This window comes from Amycolatopsis bullii (assembly GCF_014654205.1).
Lineage (GTDB): Bacteria > Actinomycetota > Actinomycetes > Mycobacteriales > Pseudonocardiaceae > Amycolatopsis > Amycolatopsis plumensis.
Genome location: NZ_BNAW01000013.1, coordinates 62,770 through 77,640 on the forward strand (window position 1 = coordinate 62,770; position 14,871 = coordinate 77,640).

Genomic DNA, 14,871 nt, shown 5'->3' on the forward strand with positions numbered 1-14,871 from the left:
GGTGTGAGGTTCCGCCGATGCAGGGTGCGGGCGAGGGACGAGAATTCCCGAACCTGGGGCGACCCGGGCACGACGTGCGCGGAGTGCCCGGCAGTATCCCGCGGCGGCAGTCGTGCTCCGCGGGCCATTGGGGGTGGCCGTGGCGGATGCCGGGTCGCCGGGGGAGGAACTGGCCGTGCTGCGGTTGTCGCGTCCTGTCCATCTGGTCCGCTGGGTCAGAGCGATCGTGCTCGCCCTGACGATGACGCTGCTCGTCGGCAGTGCCGAAGCCGTCGCGACTCCGCCGGCCGGGCCGAAGCCGATCGATCCGCGCGACGTCGGGCTGCTGTCGTCGGCCGCGCCGGCTCCCGTCGTGCCGCAGGCGCCGTCGAAGGCGGATTTCGCCGCGTCGAGCCGGTTGGACGGCGGCGCGGGAACGCACTTCGATCCACAACGGTCGACGCCGGTGTCGCGGTCGATGTTCGTCACCGAATACGCCAACCCCGACGGCACGCATTCGGTGCGGCAGTCGAACCAGCCGCTGAACGTCCAGGACGAGAAGGGCCAGTGGCAGCCGGTCCAGACCACCCTGGCCACCGACCCGGCGACCAAGCGCGCCGACGCCGACAACCACCCGCTGAGCCCGTCGCTGGCCACCAAGGCCGACGACGGCGCGGTGCTGCAGGTCGAATCCGGCGGCCACACCGCCGGCCTGGCCCTCGACCAGGCCGCTCCGGCGACCGCCGCGGTGAAGGGTGATTCGGTCACCTACCCGGAGGTCGCGGCCGGGACGGACCTGGACTACGAGGTCACGCCGGGCGCGGTGAAGGAGACGATCAAGCTCAAGCGCCCGCCGGCCGACGGCCGCTCGTCGTGGAAGTTCAAGCTCACCACCGGTGACCTGACGCCGAAGCTGGAGAAGAACGGCTCCGTCACCCTGGCCGACAAAGCGGGCGCGGCGAAGATCGTGCTGCCGCCGATCGAGACCTGGGACTCCGCGGGCCACGGCGACACCGCCCCGGCGATGACCGGCGGTGTCTACACCCTCGACAAGGCCGGCGCGGACTGGTGGCTGACCGTCGCGGTCGACCCGAACTGGTTGCGCGACCCCAAGCGCGTGTACCCGGTGTTCGTCGATCCGACCTTCACCTACGGCGTCACCGAGTCGCACTCCTACCGTTCCGACGGCACCGTCTGCGACGCCTGCGGTCTGCGGATCGGCAACAGCCAGGCCAACGGCGACACCTACAACCGCAGCGTCTTCCACATGGACTACTCGCCCCTGTTCGGCAAGACCGTGGTCGGCGCGCGGATGGACCTGACCCGCAACACCAGCGTGGTCGGCTCGCTCAAGACGTGGAACGCGAACCTGTACCACGCGTCGGCGTTCAACTTCAACGGCGTCGGCGGCTACATGACCAGCGCGCTGGTCGGCGACGTCGGCAGCTTCGTCGGCGAAGGCCTGACCGGGTTCATCCGCGACCGCGTCAACGCCCGCGACGGCTCGGTCTTCTTCATGATGATCGGCGCCGAGAACCCCGGCACCTGGACATACAAGAACCTCAACGCCACGCTGACGGTCGACACCGGTTCCCCGGCTCCGGCGACCACGCTGGTGGCCCCGGCCGACGGCACGGTGTCGACGTCGCTGACCCCGACGCTGTCGGTCAACCCGGTCACCGACCCGGACGGTGAGCAGGTCAAGTACTGCTTCCGCATCGCCACCGGCGCGGACGCGAAGTCCGGTGTCGTGGTCGAATCGGGCTGCCTGACGACGCCGACGTGGACGGTCCCGGCCGGGATCCTGCAGGACGGCGTCGCCTACACGTGGCAGGCGATGACCTACAGCGGCGCCACGACGATCACCCCGACGTGGATCGGGCACCTCAAGATCGACCAACGGATCGGCGACCACGGTCCGGCGCCGACCGACGAGGCCGGTCCGGTGACGGTGAACCTGGCCAACGGCAACGTCTCCACGAGTGAGCAGGCCCCGTCGTCCCTGACCGTCGGCGGCAGCGCCGGCGTGAGCTTCACCTACAACTCTCAGCAGGTGGAGAACAAGGGCCTCAAGGCGTCCTACTTCGCCGACCTCTCGCACAACGGCATCATCAACGACGCGCAGCAGCCGGTGCTGGTGCGGACCGAGCCGCAGGTCAACGTCGACTGGGGCACCGACTCGCCGTTCGCGCCGGCGTTGCCCGCGGACTGGTTCGTCGCCCGCTGGGAAGGGTTCTTCCAGGCCCCGGTGACCGGGACGTACCAGTTCGCCGGGGTGCACGACGACGGCGGCACCGTGTGGATCAACGGCGCCAAGGTCTACGAGGTCAACAACGCCAGTGACCTGAACTGGACCCAGGCCACCGGCGTCTCCCTGACCGCCGGGCAGCGGATTCCGATCAAGGTCGAGAACGCGGAGGCGACGGGCGCGGCGAAAATGCGGCTGTTCGTCCGCACCACCGACAACACCACCGTCGCCCCGCAGATCGTCCCCGCCGACTGGCTCTACACCTCCGACTTGCCGGTGCTGCCGCAGGGCTGGACGCTGTCGGCCGACCTGGACGGCGACGGGTCGAGCTACACCGAAGCCAAGGTTACCGATCAGAACATCGTGCTCACCGACGCCTCCGGCGCCAAGCACACCTGGACCAAGAAGAGCACCGGTGGCTACACGCCGCCGCAGGACGAGGACGGCGTTCTGGCGCTCGATGTGGCCGGCAAGGTCACGTTGACCGACGGCGGTGAGGTGTTCGTCTTCCGCGCCGACGGAAGGCTCGAAAGCCAGTCCGCGAGCACCGATGCCCGGAAACCCGCGGCACTGCAGTACGTCTACGACGGTGCGCCGTCGAGGCTGCGCGAGATCAAGGACCCGGTCTCCGGGCGGTCTCACGTCCTGCACTACAACCGCGCCGGAGACGACTGCTACGGCGGCGTCACCCCGCCGCCCGGCGCCCAGGCGCTGGCGCCGTCGCAGATGCTGTGCCGGATCAGCTACTGGGACGGCACCGAGACCCGGCTCTGGTACGTCGGCAGCCGGCTGGGCCGGATCGAGGACCCGGGTTCGGAGATCACCGACTACGGCTACAACTCCGCCGGACTGCTCACCGGCGCCCGGTCGAGCCTCGCGAACGACTGGATCGCCGCCGACCCGGCCAACCGGAAGGCCAACGAAGGCGATCTCACCACCGTCGTGACCTACGACACCGGTGCCAAGCCCAAGGCGACCAACGTCAGCTTGGCGGTCGCCGCGGTCGGCAAGCCCCGTGAAGGCACCGGCTACCGCTACGACCCGGTCAACCGCACGACCTATGTGGACACCGCGGGGCTCTCGCCCGCGGTCGGGTTCTCCGGCAAGGTCACTTACGACGACGCCGACCGCACACTGTCCACAACGGACAGCGCGGGCCGCGTGTCGACACAGGAGTGGGGGCCCAAGGACCTCTCGCTGTCCACGACCGACCCGGCGGGCCGCAAATCCACGACGGTGTACGACTACGCCGACCGCCCGGTCGACTCCTACGGACCGGCACCCGCATCCTGTTTCACCGGTCAGCTGCCGAACGGGACGTGTTCCGGGGGCATGGCGCACGGCCACAACGGCTACGACGAGGGCGTCAACGGCCTGGCCGTCTCGTGGTATGACAACGACAAGCTGTCGGGCGCGCCGAAGACCTACACCACCGGCCTCGGCACCGCCGACGGCTCGTTCGTGAAGAACTGGAACAGCGACGCACCGGGCACCGGCCTCCCCGCGGATCACTTCTCGCTCCGCGCCGCCGGTGACATCGTCTTCCCTGCGGCTGGGGACTACACCCTGAGGCTGCTCGCCGACGACGGCGTGCGGGTCTGGATCGACGACCAGCTGGTCATCGACGACTGGATCAACACCACGCCGAAGTGGCGCCAGGCCGTCGTGCACGCCGACAGTGCCGGCCAGGCCAAGCGGATCCGCATCGACTACTACGAATTCGATCTCACCGCGCAGCTGGAGTTGCACTGGACGACCCCGTCCGGCACCCAGCAGCCGGTGCCCGGCACGCAGCTGCGGCCGCGCTACGGGCTGAAGACGTCGACGACGGCCTCGGAGTCCGACGGGGTCGCAGACAAGACGGCCACCACCAAGTTCGGCGAGAACGGCCTCGACCCGGTCTACGGGCTGGCGACGTCCGGACTGGCCAGCCCCAACGGGCTGAAGGTCGCGGGTTCGGTGTCGTACGAGCCGCCGGGCGCGGGTTACCTGCGCAAGACCGCCAAGACGATGCCGTCCGGCGCGAAGACAACTTATGCCTACTACGGCGACACCGAAAGCCGCGTCAACCCGTGCGCGCCCGGCAGTGCCGCGGTCAACCAGGGCGGCTTGCCGAAGCTGATCACGTCTCCCGCGCCCGCCGCGGGCCCGGCCCGGGTCGACGAGCAGGTTTACGACGCCTCCGGGCGGGGCGTCGCCGAGTCCTCCGGTGGCGACTGGACGTGCACCACCTACGACAGCCGTGACCGGCCGCTGCAGGAGAAGGTGCCCGCGACCAAGGACGCTCCGGCCCGGACTGTGACGCACGACTACGCGGTCGGCGGCGACCCGCTCACGACGTCGCTCAGCGACGACAAGGGCACCGTGACCACGGTCGTCGACCTGCTCGGCCGGGTGGTCGGCTACACCGACGTCAACGGCGTGCGCACCGGCACGAGCTACGACCAGGTCGGCCGGGTGACGTCGTCGACGGTGACGCCACCGGACCCGGCGGACCCGCCGCGCACGGTGTCGTTCACCTACGACGACGCCGGCCGGGTCCTCACCCAGAAGCTGGACGGTCAGGTTCTCGCGACGGTCGGCTACGACAACGGCGGCGAGCTCGGCTCGGTCACCTACGGCAACGGCACGTCGCTGGCGTCGGTCACCAAGGACAACGGCGCCCGGCTGCTGTCCTTGGGGTGGAAGACCAGTGACGGCAAGGACATCGTCTCGAAGGTCGGGCGCACGTCGGCGGGGACGATCGTCGACGAGTCCCTCGCCGGTACCGACGCCCGTCCGAACGCGCCGAACTACGTCTACGACGGCGTCGGCCGGCTGACCGAGGCCTACGTGGCCGGGCACCACTACACCTACGACTTCACCTCGAGCGCTTCGGCGACGTGCCCGGCGGGCACCCAGGCGAACGCCGGGCTGAACACCAACCGGATGCGGCTGCTGGACGAAACCGCGGCCGGCACCGCCGAAACCCGGTACTGCTACGACGCGGCCGACCGGCTGCTGGCCACCGAAGGCGCCACCGCGCTCTCCGGGTTCGGCTACGACACCGACGGCAACACCACGGGGTGGACCGCGGCCGACGGCAGCGCGACGACGCTGGCGTGGGACGGGTCCGGCCGCAACATCGGCGCGAAGACCACCGGGGCGGGAGCAGCGGACATCGCCTACACGCGTGACGCGACCAACCGCATCGTCCGGCGCGACCCGCGCGACTGCGACAACAACACCGTCGTGCGCTACGGCTACACCGGTGACGGGGACAGCGCGGACCTCACGCTGAGCACGGGCGGCCGGCTGACCACGCTCTCGCTGACGCTGCCGGGCGGGGTGCTCTACACGTCGAAGGTCGGTTCCGACGGGGCGTTCACCCCGGCGTTCGACCACCCGTCGATCCGCGGCGACCTGGTGCTGTCCACCGATGCGGCCGGGCACCAGGCCGGTGAGCTGCGCACGTTCGACCCGTACGGCCAGCCGCTGACCACCGCGGGCGCGGTCGACACCCAGAACGTGCCGGACAACTCGCCCGGCTCGATGGACTACGGGTGGCTCGGCCAGTACCAGCGGCCCTACGAGCACACCGGGGCGTTGTCGCTGGTCCAGATGGGCGCCCGGCCCTACAGCCCGCTGCTGGGCCGGTTCCTCTCGGTCGACCCGGTCGAGGGCGGCTCCGCCAACGACTACGACTACGTCGCGGGCGACCCGATCAACGCGATGGACCTCGACGGCAACTCGTGGTTCAGCTCGATCGTCTCAGCGGTCACGAAGGTCGCCGAGGTGGTCTCCTGGATCCCGGGCCCGATCGGCGCGGTGGCCAGCGGGGTCGCCGCGGTCGGCAACGCCATCCAGGGCAACTGGGGCGCGGCCGCGATGTACGCGTTCGGCGCGGTCACCGGCGGGCTGGGCGGTGCCGTCGTCAAGGCGGCGAAGTTCGTCGGCAAGGCGGCGAAGTTCGTGGGCCCGGCGGTGAAGTCCGCCGGCAAGGTCGCCTCGGCCGCCAAGAGGTCCGCGTCGATCGCCACTAAGGCCACGGCCAAGTTCTTCCGCAACGGAAACAACTACGTGCGGATCGGCAAGCCGAACAACCTGTCGAGGTGGCGCGTGTCACTCGGCCCGGCGCCCAAGCACTACAAGAAGCTTGGCCGGCTCGGAAAGGCCCTGAACCCCGTCCACGTCCACCTGGAATGGCGCAAGGTCGGCATAGACTTCAACTGGTTCCACAAGTCGCATTACAAGAAGTGGTGAGCACATGACATCCGGAGCGGGGCACCGGCTCCTCGCGTTCCTCGGCGAACTGCGGGCGACCGCCGGGTGGACGGTGGTCGTCACCGACGAGGTCGGCGCCTTATCGAGGTGGCGGCTGAGCGGGTCGACGTGGCAGGCCACCGTGACGGTGGAGCCGCAGCGCTGGCTCGGCCTGGAGTTCGAGGCGCGTGACCCGGTGACCGGCAAGCGCACCACCTACGACCTCGACACCGACCTGTACGACATATCGAAGGATGAGCAGCGTGAATTCGCGGAGGAAATCGAGCGTGACATCATCGAATTCCTTGACAACCTGAGAAAGGGAGTCATGCTGCGCGGAAACGACGGGTCGAAGTTCATACTCGTTTTTCCCTTGAACGGCTCCTATGTTCGCGTCGTCCAGGGTCGCTTGACGACCAGTGCCTCCACGCACGCCGATCTCGTCGGGGCCAGGACCGGCGGTGACTATGTCCCGGTGGAATGAGGAGCAAGGCGACCGGCCTCACTGTCGATGGTGATCATGACCGGCGGCGGGCCAGCATCAGCCCGGCAGCGGCGCTGCAGTTCGCCGCGGAAGCGCCCGCGTCGTGGTCGCCGACGTCAACGCCGCCGGCGCGCAAGCGGTGGCCGAGGAGATCACCGCCGCGGGTGGCACCGCTGCCGCGGCGGTCGGCGACCTGAGTGAGCAGCAGGTCGTCGACCGGCTCGTGGCCGTCGCCGTCGAGCAGCACGGCGGGATTGACGTGCTGGTCAACAACGCCGGGGTCATCGACGCCATGACCGCCGCGGCCGGTCTTGGGCTGGACGGGGATGTCGCGCCACCGGATGTAGGCGGCGATCGCGGCGGTGACCGTATTCAGCCAGGATCCGCAGGTCGGCTGGAACAGCAGTTCGACCTGGTTGCCGGGGGCCCACTTGCGGACGTCCGGGAAGCGGTGCGGCGGGAAATTGCCGATGACCAGGTACAACTTCTCGCCGGCCGGGCATCTGAACACCTGGTGGTGGCCCGTCGGGGCAGCCGAGCGGCCGTGCTCCCCTGCCCCTTCGGCTATGGTGACTGGGTGTCCATCCTCTGTAACGTGGAGTTGCATGCGGACCCAAAGGAGTAGCTCCCCGGAGGTCGCTGCCAGCCAGGGAAGCGCACCGGTACGGCAGCTGCCAGGGCTCATCGGACTGCAGCAGGCGGCGGGCAACCGCGCCGTGTCGGGACTCCTGGTACGCACCCGACAGGCTGACGCGGGTCGGCCTGGCGACGTCCCGGTCCAGCGCGTACTGTCCTGGTGCGGCAAGCCGGTGGCGGCCTACGAGGACGTCCCGGAAGAAGACCGGAACCAGATCACGACTGCGCTCGAACGCGATTGCGGCAAGGCTTTTGGCGAGTTTGCGCGGATGGTCATCGGGGCGATGATCGACGACCCTGGGCGCTACAATGTGCCCGACAAAGGGGCCGCGGGAATTATCGTCAAAAATATCAAGGAGATGCTCCATGCCTATTCCATGCAAGATCTGTCCAAGATCTCGTCGAATAACAACCTGCTCAGAATCGTCGAGCGACTGCTGGAAAACGAGAAGCACAGGGGCGACCTGGAATCGAAAAATTTGAAGACATCACGTGCTGGGCTTGTCTCCGCTCGCAATATTCGTAAATTCAACGAGCTCCTGAACAAGAATCCCAAATTCGTCGACTATCTGAAAAAAGCCGGAATCAAAATCAGTTTCAGCTCCTCAGATGCTCGTAATCTCGGCAGCCTTTACGTGCACGACAGCAAGACGGTGCATCTCTCACCTGAGGCAGATGAGGCGAGTCCGGGCGTCTTCCTCCGTTTGTTGCTACACGAAATGGGGCATGCCTCATTCGAGCGGATGCTGATGAACACCGACCTTCGCATCCTGAACGAGGACGGTCGGGTGTTTCATGACGCCTGGACCGTGCTGCGCCGGAATGACGGGCGGTATATGTTCGGACTCGACCTGGGCTACGTCGGAACGCCTGATGCGCGGAAGGTGTATCAGGCGCAAAGATTCGAGGAGTTCTGCGCCGAAAGCTTCATGTATAGAGTGACCGAGTCGGACCTGCTGAAACGGCACGTGAACGAGCTCAACGAGCCGAGCAAGGACGTCCCTCAGGACATCAGGGACGCCTGGAGCAAGGCCATCGTGATCCTGGACAAGTACGCGCCTCTGATCCTGGGCTGACGGATAGGTCTCGCCCGATGGTGGACACCGTGTCGCATGCCTCGGCTACCTGATCTGCTTCAGGATTCCGCTCGGCGCCATCGCTGTTTCGAGATACCGTCGACTGCTCGCGTTTCTGTAGTCATGGATAGATATTTGTGGTGGCGACACTCTCCTTGAGTTCGAGGGCTGATGACCGCTGAAAGAAAAGGAGAAAGAGGGCAGCGAAGACGGGCCTGGAGTACCTCGATGACATTCCGGCCGCGATCCGCTGCGGTCCGCGCGACCGTGCCGGAGCCGCCGGCAGATCCGAACGCGCTGCTGACCGCGGAGGAGGTGGGTGGGGGGTGTCCCTAATGACTACCGAACGAGTTGATGGGGCGCCTTTGACCGGCCGTCTGATTCGGCGGCGGGGGTGCCTGTCGCTCGTTCGGGCGGGTGGGGCCGGAGCTGTTCGGGTGGACGTCTCGGGTGTCCTGGGCTTGGAGCCCTCCTGATAGAGCGGCGCGATCGACGTGTCCGCGTCCCACTCGTTCGCCTGATCGGGCAGCTTGTTCGTTGTTCGAGCCCGTTCGCGCGGAGGACACCTCAGTGACCGGGAACCGCCCGAGTTCTCTGTTGAGACCGGTGCCCGCGCGGATCGCTGGGATCGCGAACGGCTCAATCGGAGGTCAGGCCGCAGAGCCTCGTCATTAGGGCGCCGCGCGTTCTCGTCAGGGTCTCTGACCAGCGCAAACAGCTAGCCGAGGGGAAAGTACGGGAGTGAAGGTGTTCTGCGGGATCGACTGGGCCGAGGACCATCACGACGTCGCCCTGGTCGACGCCGATGGTGCTCTGGTGGCTAAGCGCCGCATCGACGACTCGGCCGAGGGCTTCGCCGAGTTGCTGGCCATGCTCGCCGAGGCCGGTGACACCGCGACCGACCCGATCCCGGTGGCGATCGAGACCCCACGCGGTCTGCTGGTCGCCGGCCTGCGCCAGACCGGGAGGCGGGTCTACTCGATCAACCCGATGGCGGTGGCCCGTTATCGCGAACGACACTGCCTGTAGCGGAAGAAGTCCGACCACGTCGATGCGATGACCTTGGCGAACATCCTGCGCACCGACGCCCACGCGCATCGGCCACTGCCCGCTGACAGTGAACTGGTCCAGGCCGTCGCGGTGCTGTCCCGCGCCACCCAGGACGCCATCTGGCGGCGATCCCGCGCCACGCAGGAACTGCGCGCCGTGCTGCGCGAGTACTACCCCGGGTTCCTCGCCGCGTTCGCCAAAGGCGGTGCCACCAACCTCGCGAGTGCCGAAGCGCGCGCGATCCTGGCGCTAGCGCCGACACCCGCCGCCGCCGCGAAGATCACCAAGGTGCGTATCGCCGCGGCGCTGCGCCACGCGGGTCGCCAGCGCGGCATCGACGCCCTGGCCAGGCAGGTCCTCGACGATCTGCGCCAGCCGCAGCTGCGGCAACCGCAGCTGGTCGAGGACGCGTTCGGCCACCAAGCCCTCGCGCCGCTGGCCACCCTCAACGCGGAGTGCGCCAGCGCCGACCAGCTCACTGAATCCACCACCACAGCGTTCCCTGCAGCACCCGGACTACGCGATCATCACCAGCTTCCCGGGCCTGGCCGACCTGTCGGGCGCACGCGTCCTGGGCGAGATCGGCGACGATCGTGCACGCTTCACCGACGCCGCTCCCTCAAGGCCTATGCCGGATCGGCACCTGTCACCGGGGCTTCGGGCCGCAGCATCTCCATCACCCGCCGGACCGTGAAGAACGACCGCCTCAACGCCACCGGCTTCGTCTGGGCCTTCGCCAGCATCGGCCGAGCCGGCGCACCACGCGACCACTACCACCGCCGCCGAGCACACGGTGACCGGCACGCCGCCGCCCTGCGGCACCTGATCAACCGCTTCCTCGGACAGCTCCACCACTGCCTCCAGACCGGCCACGCCTTTGACCCCGCTAAGGCTTTCGACCCGCTCCCGGCACGCCAACGGAGGCCGCTGCTTGACAGTTAGCAAGATCGGAGGTCTATCAGCGGTCGATCGATGCCACCAGGCCCGGTGACACCCCCCCGGATCATGGGCTCGACTGAGGGCGCAAGTCATGCCGGGCCTGGCGACCACAGCTCCCTAATCAGGATCCACTAAAGGTAACTGTGATTCTGGGGCAGCGGCCGGCGTGGTCTGGTTGCTGTCAGGCTCGGCGCCGGCTGCTCCGGCATGACTCGAAAGGTAACTGGCGACCGTGCTGATCTGCCGTGCCCCCGAGATGTCTGCCGGAGCGTCGGCGTCGGCCTGGCCCACCTGATTGGCTTGATAGCAGCTCGTCCGCCGCACGCGGCGTGACTCGTCACAGTTCTGCCACACGGGTGACCTCTACCCATGCCGACGCCGAGCACACGGCTTGTCCCGCTTGGAGAAGAGGAACCACAACCGCATGACCATGTTCGCAGAACAGGTCGACGGAGTCATCGGGGTGGACACCCACCGCGACACCCTGACCGCGGCCGTCGTCACCCCGATCGGCGCCGTCCTCGCCCACGCCGACGTCACTGCCGATGCCCGCGGCTACCGGGAACTACTCGAGTTCACCCGCCGACACGTACCTGGCGCCCGGTGCTGGGCGTTGGAAGGCGCCAGCAGCTACGGCGCCGGCCTGGCCGCGTTCCTGGACACCGAAGGCGAACGCGTCGTCGAGGTCTGCCGCCCGAAACGCCCGGTCCAGCGCGGCGGCCGCAAGACCGACAGCCTCGATGCGGTGCGCGCTGCCCGCGAAGCACTGGCCAGCGAACAGCTGATCCATCCGCGCCGCCGCGGACAGCTACACCTCCGACGATAGCGTCGGCCTGCTCAACCTGGGCGGCACCGAGGCATTGCACAACGTCGACGGCGCGGTCGGGTTCTGCGACAACATCTTCAACATCCTTATCGTCCAGGTCCCCCTGCACGGCGTCGCCAACACGGGCGAGTCCCCCGCGACTGCGCAGCCGACACCCACGCCGACGGCGGCCTGGGTCGCTGACGAAAAGGAGTAGCTGAGGGGGTGCCGTGCTACGGCACCTCCTCAGCCTTGCACGTTAGCTCGCGGGCACGAGCGTGAGCTAATGGGCGTCTGCCGGACGTAGGGGTGAAGATCGCGTGGAAGCGGTACGGGTAATAGCCGCTACCTCGGAAGCTGACGGAAAAGTCGTTGGCCGCCGCAATTCGCCGGAGTTCGGGGAAGTCGTACCAATGACCGATCCGGGGGGCGATCAGTTCGTGGGCGTAGTTCAGCATCGTCGCCGGGAGACGTCGTCGGTGGAGGCCGTTCTCCACTCCGCCGCTCAGGTCGCCCCTGGCCTGGGCCCAGCGCATGCGGGCCCACGGAAAGCCGCTGACGACGACCAAGCCGTCGTCAGCGATCATCGAGCGCGCGGCCGCGAGGTGGTCGGTGAGCTGGCGTCGATCCCAGTACTGGACGACGTGGCTCGAGAAGACGAGGTCGAACGTCTCGGCCGCGCGGAAGGTGGATCCGTCCGCCGCGAGGAGCTCTGCTTGGGGAAAGCGTGCGTGGAACTCGGCCACCATGGCGGATGAGAAGTCTATGCCGAGGTACCGGCGTACCTGGTGGAAACCGAGGTGCCGGAACATCGCGCCGTTGCCGCAGCCGATGTCGAGCACCCTGCCGACCGGTGGCTCCGGGAACAGGAGCCGGAGTTCGGCGGCGAGCAACCGGTAGCCGGTCTCGCTTTCGTCGGTGTGCAGCGGGATCGTTTTCGTGGCCCAGAACTCCTGCCAGCGCAGGCGCCGGCGGCGCAGGGGGTACGCGGTGGTCGTCATCGAAGCTTCCCTCTCGGTGTCGACTGGGACACGGCAGCCACGCCCAGCACGACGACCATGGCCGTCGCCACGAGGAAGGCGGCGCGGTAACCGGCCGGGTCGTGTGCGTCGGAGGCGACCGCCGATACGACGGCCGCGTAGACGGCGACGCCGATCGCACCGCCGGAAAGGTGGTTGGCCGTTTCGTAGATCCCCGAGGCCAGGCCCTTGTCTTCGGGCTCGACGTCGGCGACGGCCTGCTGGGTGGTGACGACGAAAACGATGGTCAGGGCCACCCCGAGCACCACCATTGGTGGCAGCAGGTCAACGAAGTAGTTGGCGGGGACGGGGCAGCGGGCCAGCCAGAGCAGGGATACCGCGGTGAGTGCGAAGCACACCGCCAACATCGCACGGGGGGAGTACCTGGCGACTGGCCTCGCCACGAGCGCGATCGTGAACGCGACGGCGTCGATGGGGAGGATGGCGAAGGCCGCGTGCAGCGCGCTGTACCCCAGTCCGTTCTGCAGGTACAGGGTGCCGGCGAAGACGATCGAGGTGAAGGCGACGCCATTGGCGCCGATGCCCAGGGAGCCGGCCCGCAAGCTGCGCACGCGGAGGATATCGAACCGGAGCAGCGGGGCCGGCGCCCGGCGCTCCCGGAGGACGAACCCGCCGAGCAGCAGCACGCCCGCGAGCAGTGACAGCAGCGGGCGTGACGCGCCGATGCCGTCCTGTTCGACGCCGACCAGGCCGTACAGGACCGCGCCGAGCCCGGTGCTCGCGAGCACGGCTCCGCCGAGGTCGAGCCGGATGCGCTGCCGGCCGGTCTCGGGCAACACCAACGGGACGGTGGCTCCGGCGATGATCGACGGTACCGTCATCCCCAGGAAGAGCCAGCGCCAGCCGAATCCGTCGATGACCGCGCCGCCGATGACGAGCCCGCTCATGACGCCGATCGTGGTCATGGCCGCCAGCAGCGACAACGCGCGGGCCCGCGCGGGGCCGGGCGGATACATGCTCCCGATCAGCGCGAGTGCCGCCGGCACCGCGGCTGCGGCACCCAGCCCCTGCAGGAGGCGGCCCGCGACCAGCCAGCCCAGTGCAGGAGCCAAGCCGGCTACCGACGAGCCGATGGCGAAGACCAGCATTCCGCCGGTGAGCAGCAACCGGCGTCCGTACAGGTCACCGAGCCGGCCGCCGACCAAGATCAAACCCCCGAAGACCACGCCGTAACCGGTCAGCACCCACTGCGTGTCGATCGCCTCGGCCGCGAACGTCTGCTGCACGTGCGGCATCGTGATGGCCACGGCCAGACCGTCCGCACCGATGAGGAAGTGCGCGGCACACACCACGAGCAGGCCGGCTTTGGCGCGGTTTCCGTCCCGTTGCGTCGAAGTCGTCGTCATCGCTTCCCGATACCCCGATGGTCGGTCGCCGGCGGAGCGTCAGACCCACTGGCGGTGGGCCGCGTGGACACCGGCCTGGAACCGGCTGACGGAATCCAGTTTGTCGAGCAGTTCGGAGACCTTGCGCCGCACGGTACGCACCGAACAACCCAGCTGCCGAGCGGCATTCTCGTCTTTCACCCCTTTGGCGAGCAACTGCAACAGCGCCTGATCCTCGCCGGTGAGATCGGTCTGCTGCTCGTCGGTGACGGCGCAGGTTTCCTGCCCGTGGATCCACCAGGTTTCGAAAACGCTGTGCAAAACCCGGGTCAACGGCTGTCCGCGCACGAGGAACGAAGTGGTGACGGTCTCGCGTGGCGTGGTCGCGACGATCACGGCGACCCGCCGATCGAACACGTGCAGTTCGATCGGGGGGTCCACCACGGTACGCACGGTCGCGCCGTTCACGGTGGCGAGGCGCTGCGTCACCTCGCGTCCGGCGAACGCCGTCGGGCAAATGATGCGGACACCGATTCCGCGGCGGACGGCACGACCGATCACCATCTCGTCGTCGGCCACGCGGGACATGGACTCCGGCACGTGCGTCCACATCCTGAGCACCTCTTCACGGGCGTGGCTGGCCAGCTCCAGCAGCTTGACCTGGGCGGCCTTCCTCGTGGAGAACTCCTCGATGGGCGGACCGCTGGCAGGGGAGTCGGAGAGAAGGCACTCCCCGAGGATGCGGGTCAAGTCCTGGCGAAGATCTGCGGCTGCCCGGCGGCGGTTCAGGTACTCGTGCTCTATCTGCTCCTGGAGTATCTCGAAGACGAGTTCGGGGCCGCCCGGAGATATTTGAATCTCGGACTCCTCTTCGCCTACCACGAGACCCATTTCCGATAGCCTGCGCAAGCTTCGCCGCACGATTTCGCCCGGTTCGTCGATGGCATCCGCCGCGTCGTTCATGGTGCATCTCAAATGGCTGGCCACGAAGCGGTAGACGTCGAAATCAACTCTGGAGAGTCCGATATCCTTGCGCAAGAGAGTCGC

General features: G+C 68.0%; 8 protein-coding genes and 1 pseudogene. 6 read left to right on the top strand and 3 right to left on the bottom strand.

Translation table 11 applies throughout. The features are described 5' to 3' along the window. The first annotated feature begins 139 nt into the window (after nucleotides 1–139). The 6 genes and pseudogenes from IE317_RS17395 to IE317_RS17420 all read left to right on the top strand — a co-directional run bounded on the left by IE317_RS17395 (nucleotide 140) and on the right by IE317_RS17420 (nucleotide 11,480). Nucleotides 140–6,469, top strand: a complete 6,330-nt coding sequence (locus IE317_RS17395) for a PA14 domain-containing protein (protein WP_229902757.1) — start codon at nucleotides 140–142, stop codon at nucleotides 6,467–6,469. Nucleotides 6,470–6,542: 73 nt separating this feature from the next. Beyond that, a complete protein-coding gene (locus IE317_RS17400) occupies nucleotides 6,543–6,953 on the top strand; it encodes a hypothetical protein (protein ID WP_229902758.1) in 411 nt (136 codons plus the stop codon). A 139-nt stretch (nucleotides 6,954–7,092) separates the two neighbouring features. Then, nucleotides 7,093–7,578, top strand: coding sequence for an SDR family NAD(P)-dependent oxidoreductase (locus IE317_RS45475; RefSeq protein WP_373309066.1), 486 nt, complete (start codon nucleotides 7,093–7,095; stop codon nucleotides 7,576–7,578). Then, nucleotides 7,559–8,665: a hypothetical protein gene (locus IE317_RS17410; RefSeq protein ID WP_191311270.1), complete on the top strand. Its 1,107-nt coding sequence runs from the start codon at nucleotides 7,559–7,561 to the stop codon at nucleotides 8,663–8,665. The genes IE317_RS45475 and IE317_RS17410 overlap by 20 nt, the downstream gene beginning before the upstream one ends. Before the next feature lie 741 nt (nucleotides 8,666–9,406). Continuing rightward, a pseudogene (locus IE317_RS17415) lies at nucleotides 9,407–10,657 on the top strand (IS110 family transposase). A gap of 421 nt (nucleotides 10,658–11,078) precedes the next feature. Next, nucleotides 11,079–11,480 (top strand): IS110 family transposase, encoded by a 402-nt coding sequence (locus IE317_RS17420; RefSeq protein WP_229902760.1) that lies wholly within the window; start codon nucleotides 11,079–11,081, stop codon nucleotides 11,478–11,480. Nucleotides 11,481–11,692: 212 nt separating this feature from the next. Here IE317_RS17420 and IE317_RS17425 read toward each other — a convergent pair whose 3' ends face one another. Genes IE317_RS17425 through IE317_RS17435 form a run of 3 tightly spaced genes read right to left on the bottom strand, consistent with a single transcriptional unit; the run spans nucleotide 11,693 to nucleotide 14,862 of the window. After that, complete coding sequence (locus IE317_RS17425) at nucleotides 11,693–12,460, bottom strand: class I SAM-dependent methyltransferase (protein WP_191311272.1); 768 nt, start codon at nucleotides 12,458–12,460, stop codon at nucleotides 11,693–11,695. Beyond that, complete coding sequence (locus tag IE317_RS17430) at nucleotides 12,457–13,845, bottom strand: MFS transporter (RefSeq protein ID WP_191311274.1); 1,389 nt, start codon at nucleotides 13,843–13,845, stop codon at nucleotides 12,457–12,459. The genes IE317_RS17425 and IE317_RS17430 overlap by 4 nt, the downstream gene beginning before the upstream one ends. A gap of 39 nt (nucleotides 13,846–13,884) precedes the next feature. Further along, nucleotides 13,885–14,862, bottom strand: coding sequence for a LuxR C-terminal-related transcriptional regulator (locus IE317_RS17435; RefSeq protein WP_191311276.1), 978 nt, complete (start codon nucleotides 14,860–14,862; stop codon nucleotides 13,885–13,887). Nucleotides 14,863–14,871: the final 9 nt, after the last annotated feature.

Coding starts and splice junctions, on each gene's coding strand:
- IE317_RS17420 (WP_229902760.1), top strand. CDS start 11,079: ATGACCATGTTCGCAGAACAGGTCGACGGAGTCATCGGGGTGGACACC.
- IE317_RS17430 (WP_191311274.1), bottom strand. CDS start 13,845: ATGACGACGACTTCGACGCAACGGGACGGAAACCGCGCCAAAGCCGGC.
- IE317_RS17425 (WP_191311272.1), bottom strand. CDS start 12,460: ATGACGACCACCGCGTACCCCCTGCGCCGCCGGCGCCTGCGCTGGCAG.
- IE317_RS17410 (WP_191311270.1), top strand. CDS start 7,559: ATGCGGACCCAAAGGAGTAGCTCCCCGGAGGTCGCTGCCAGCCAGGGA.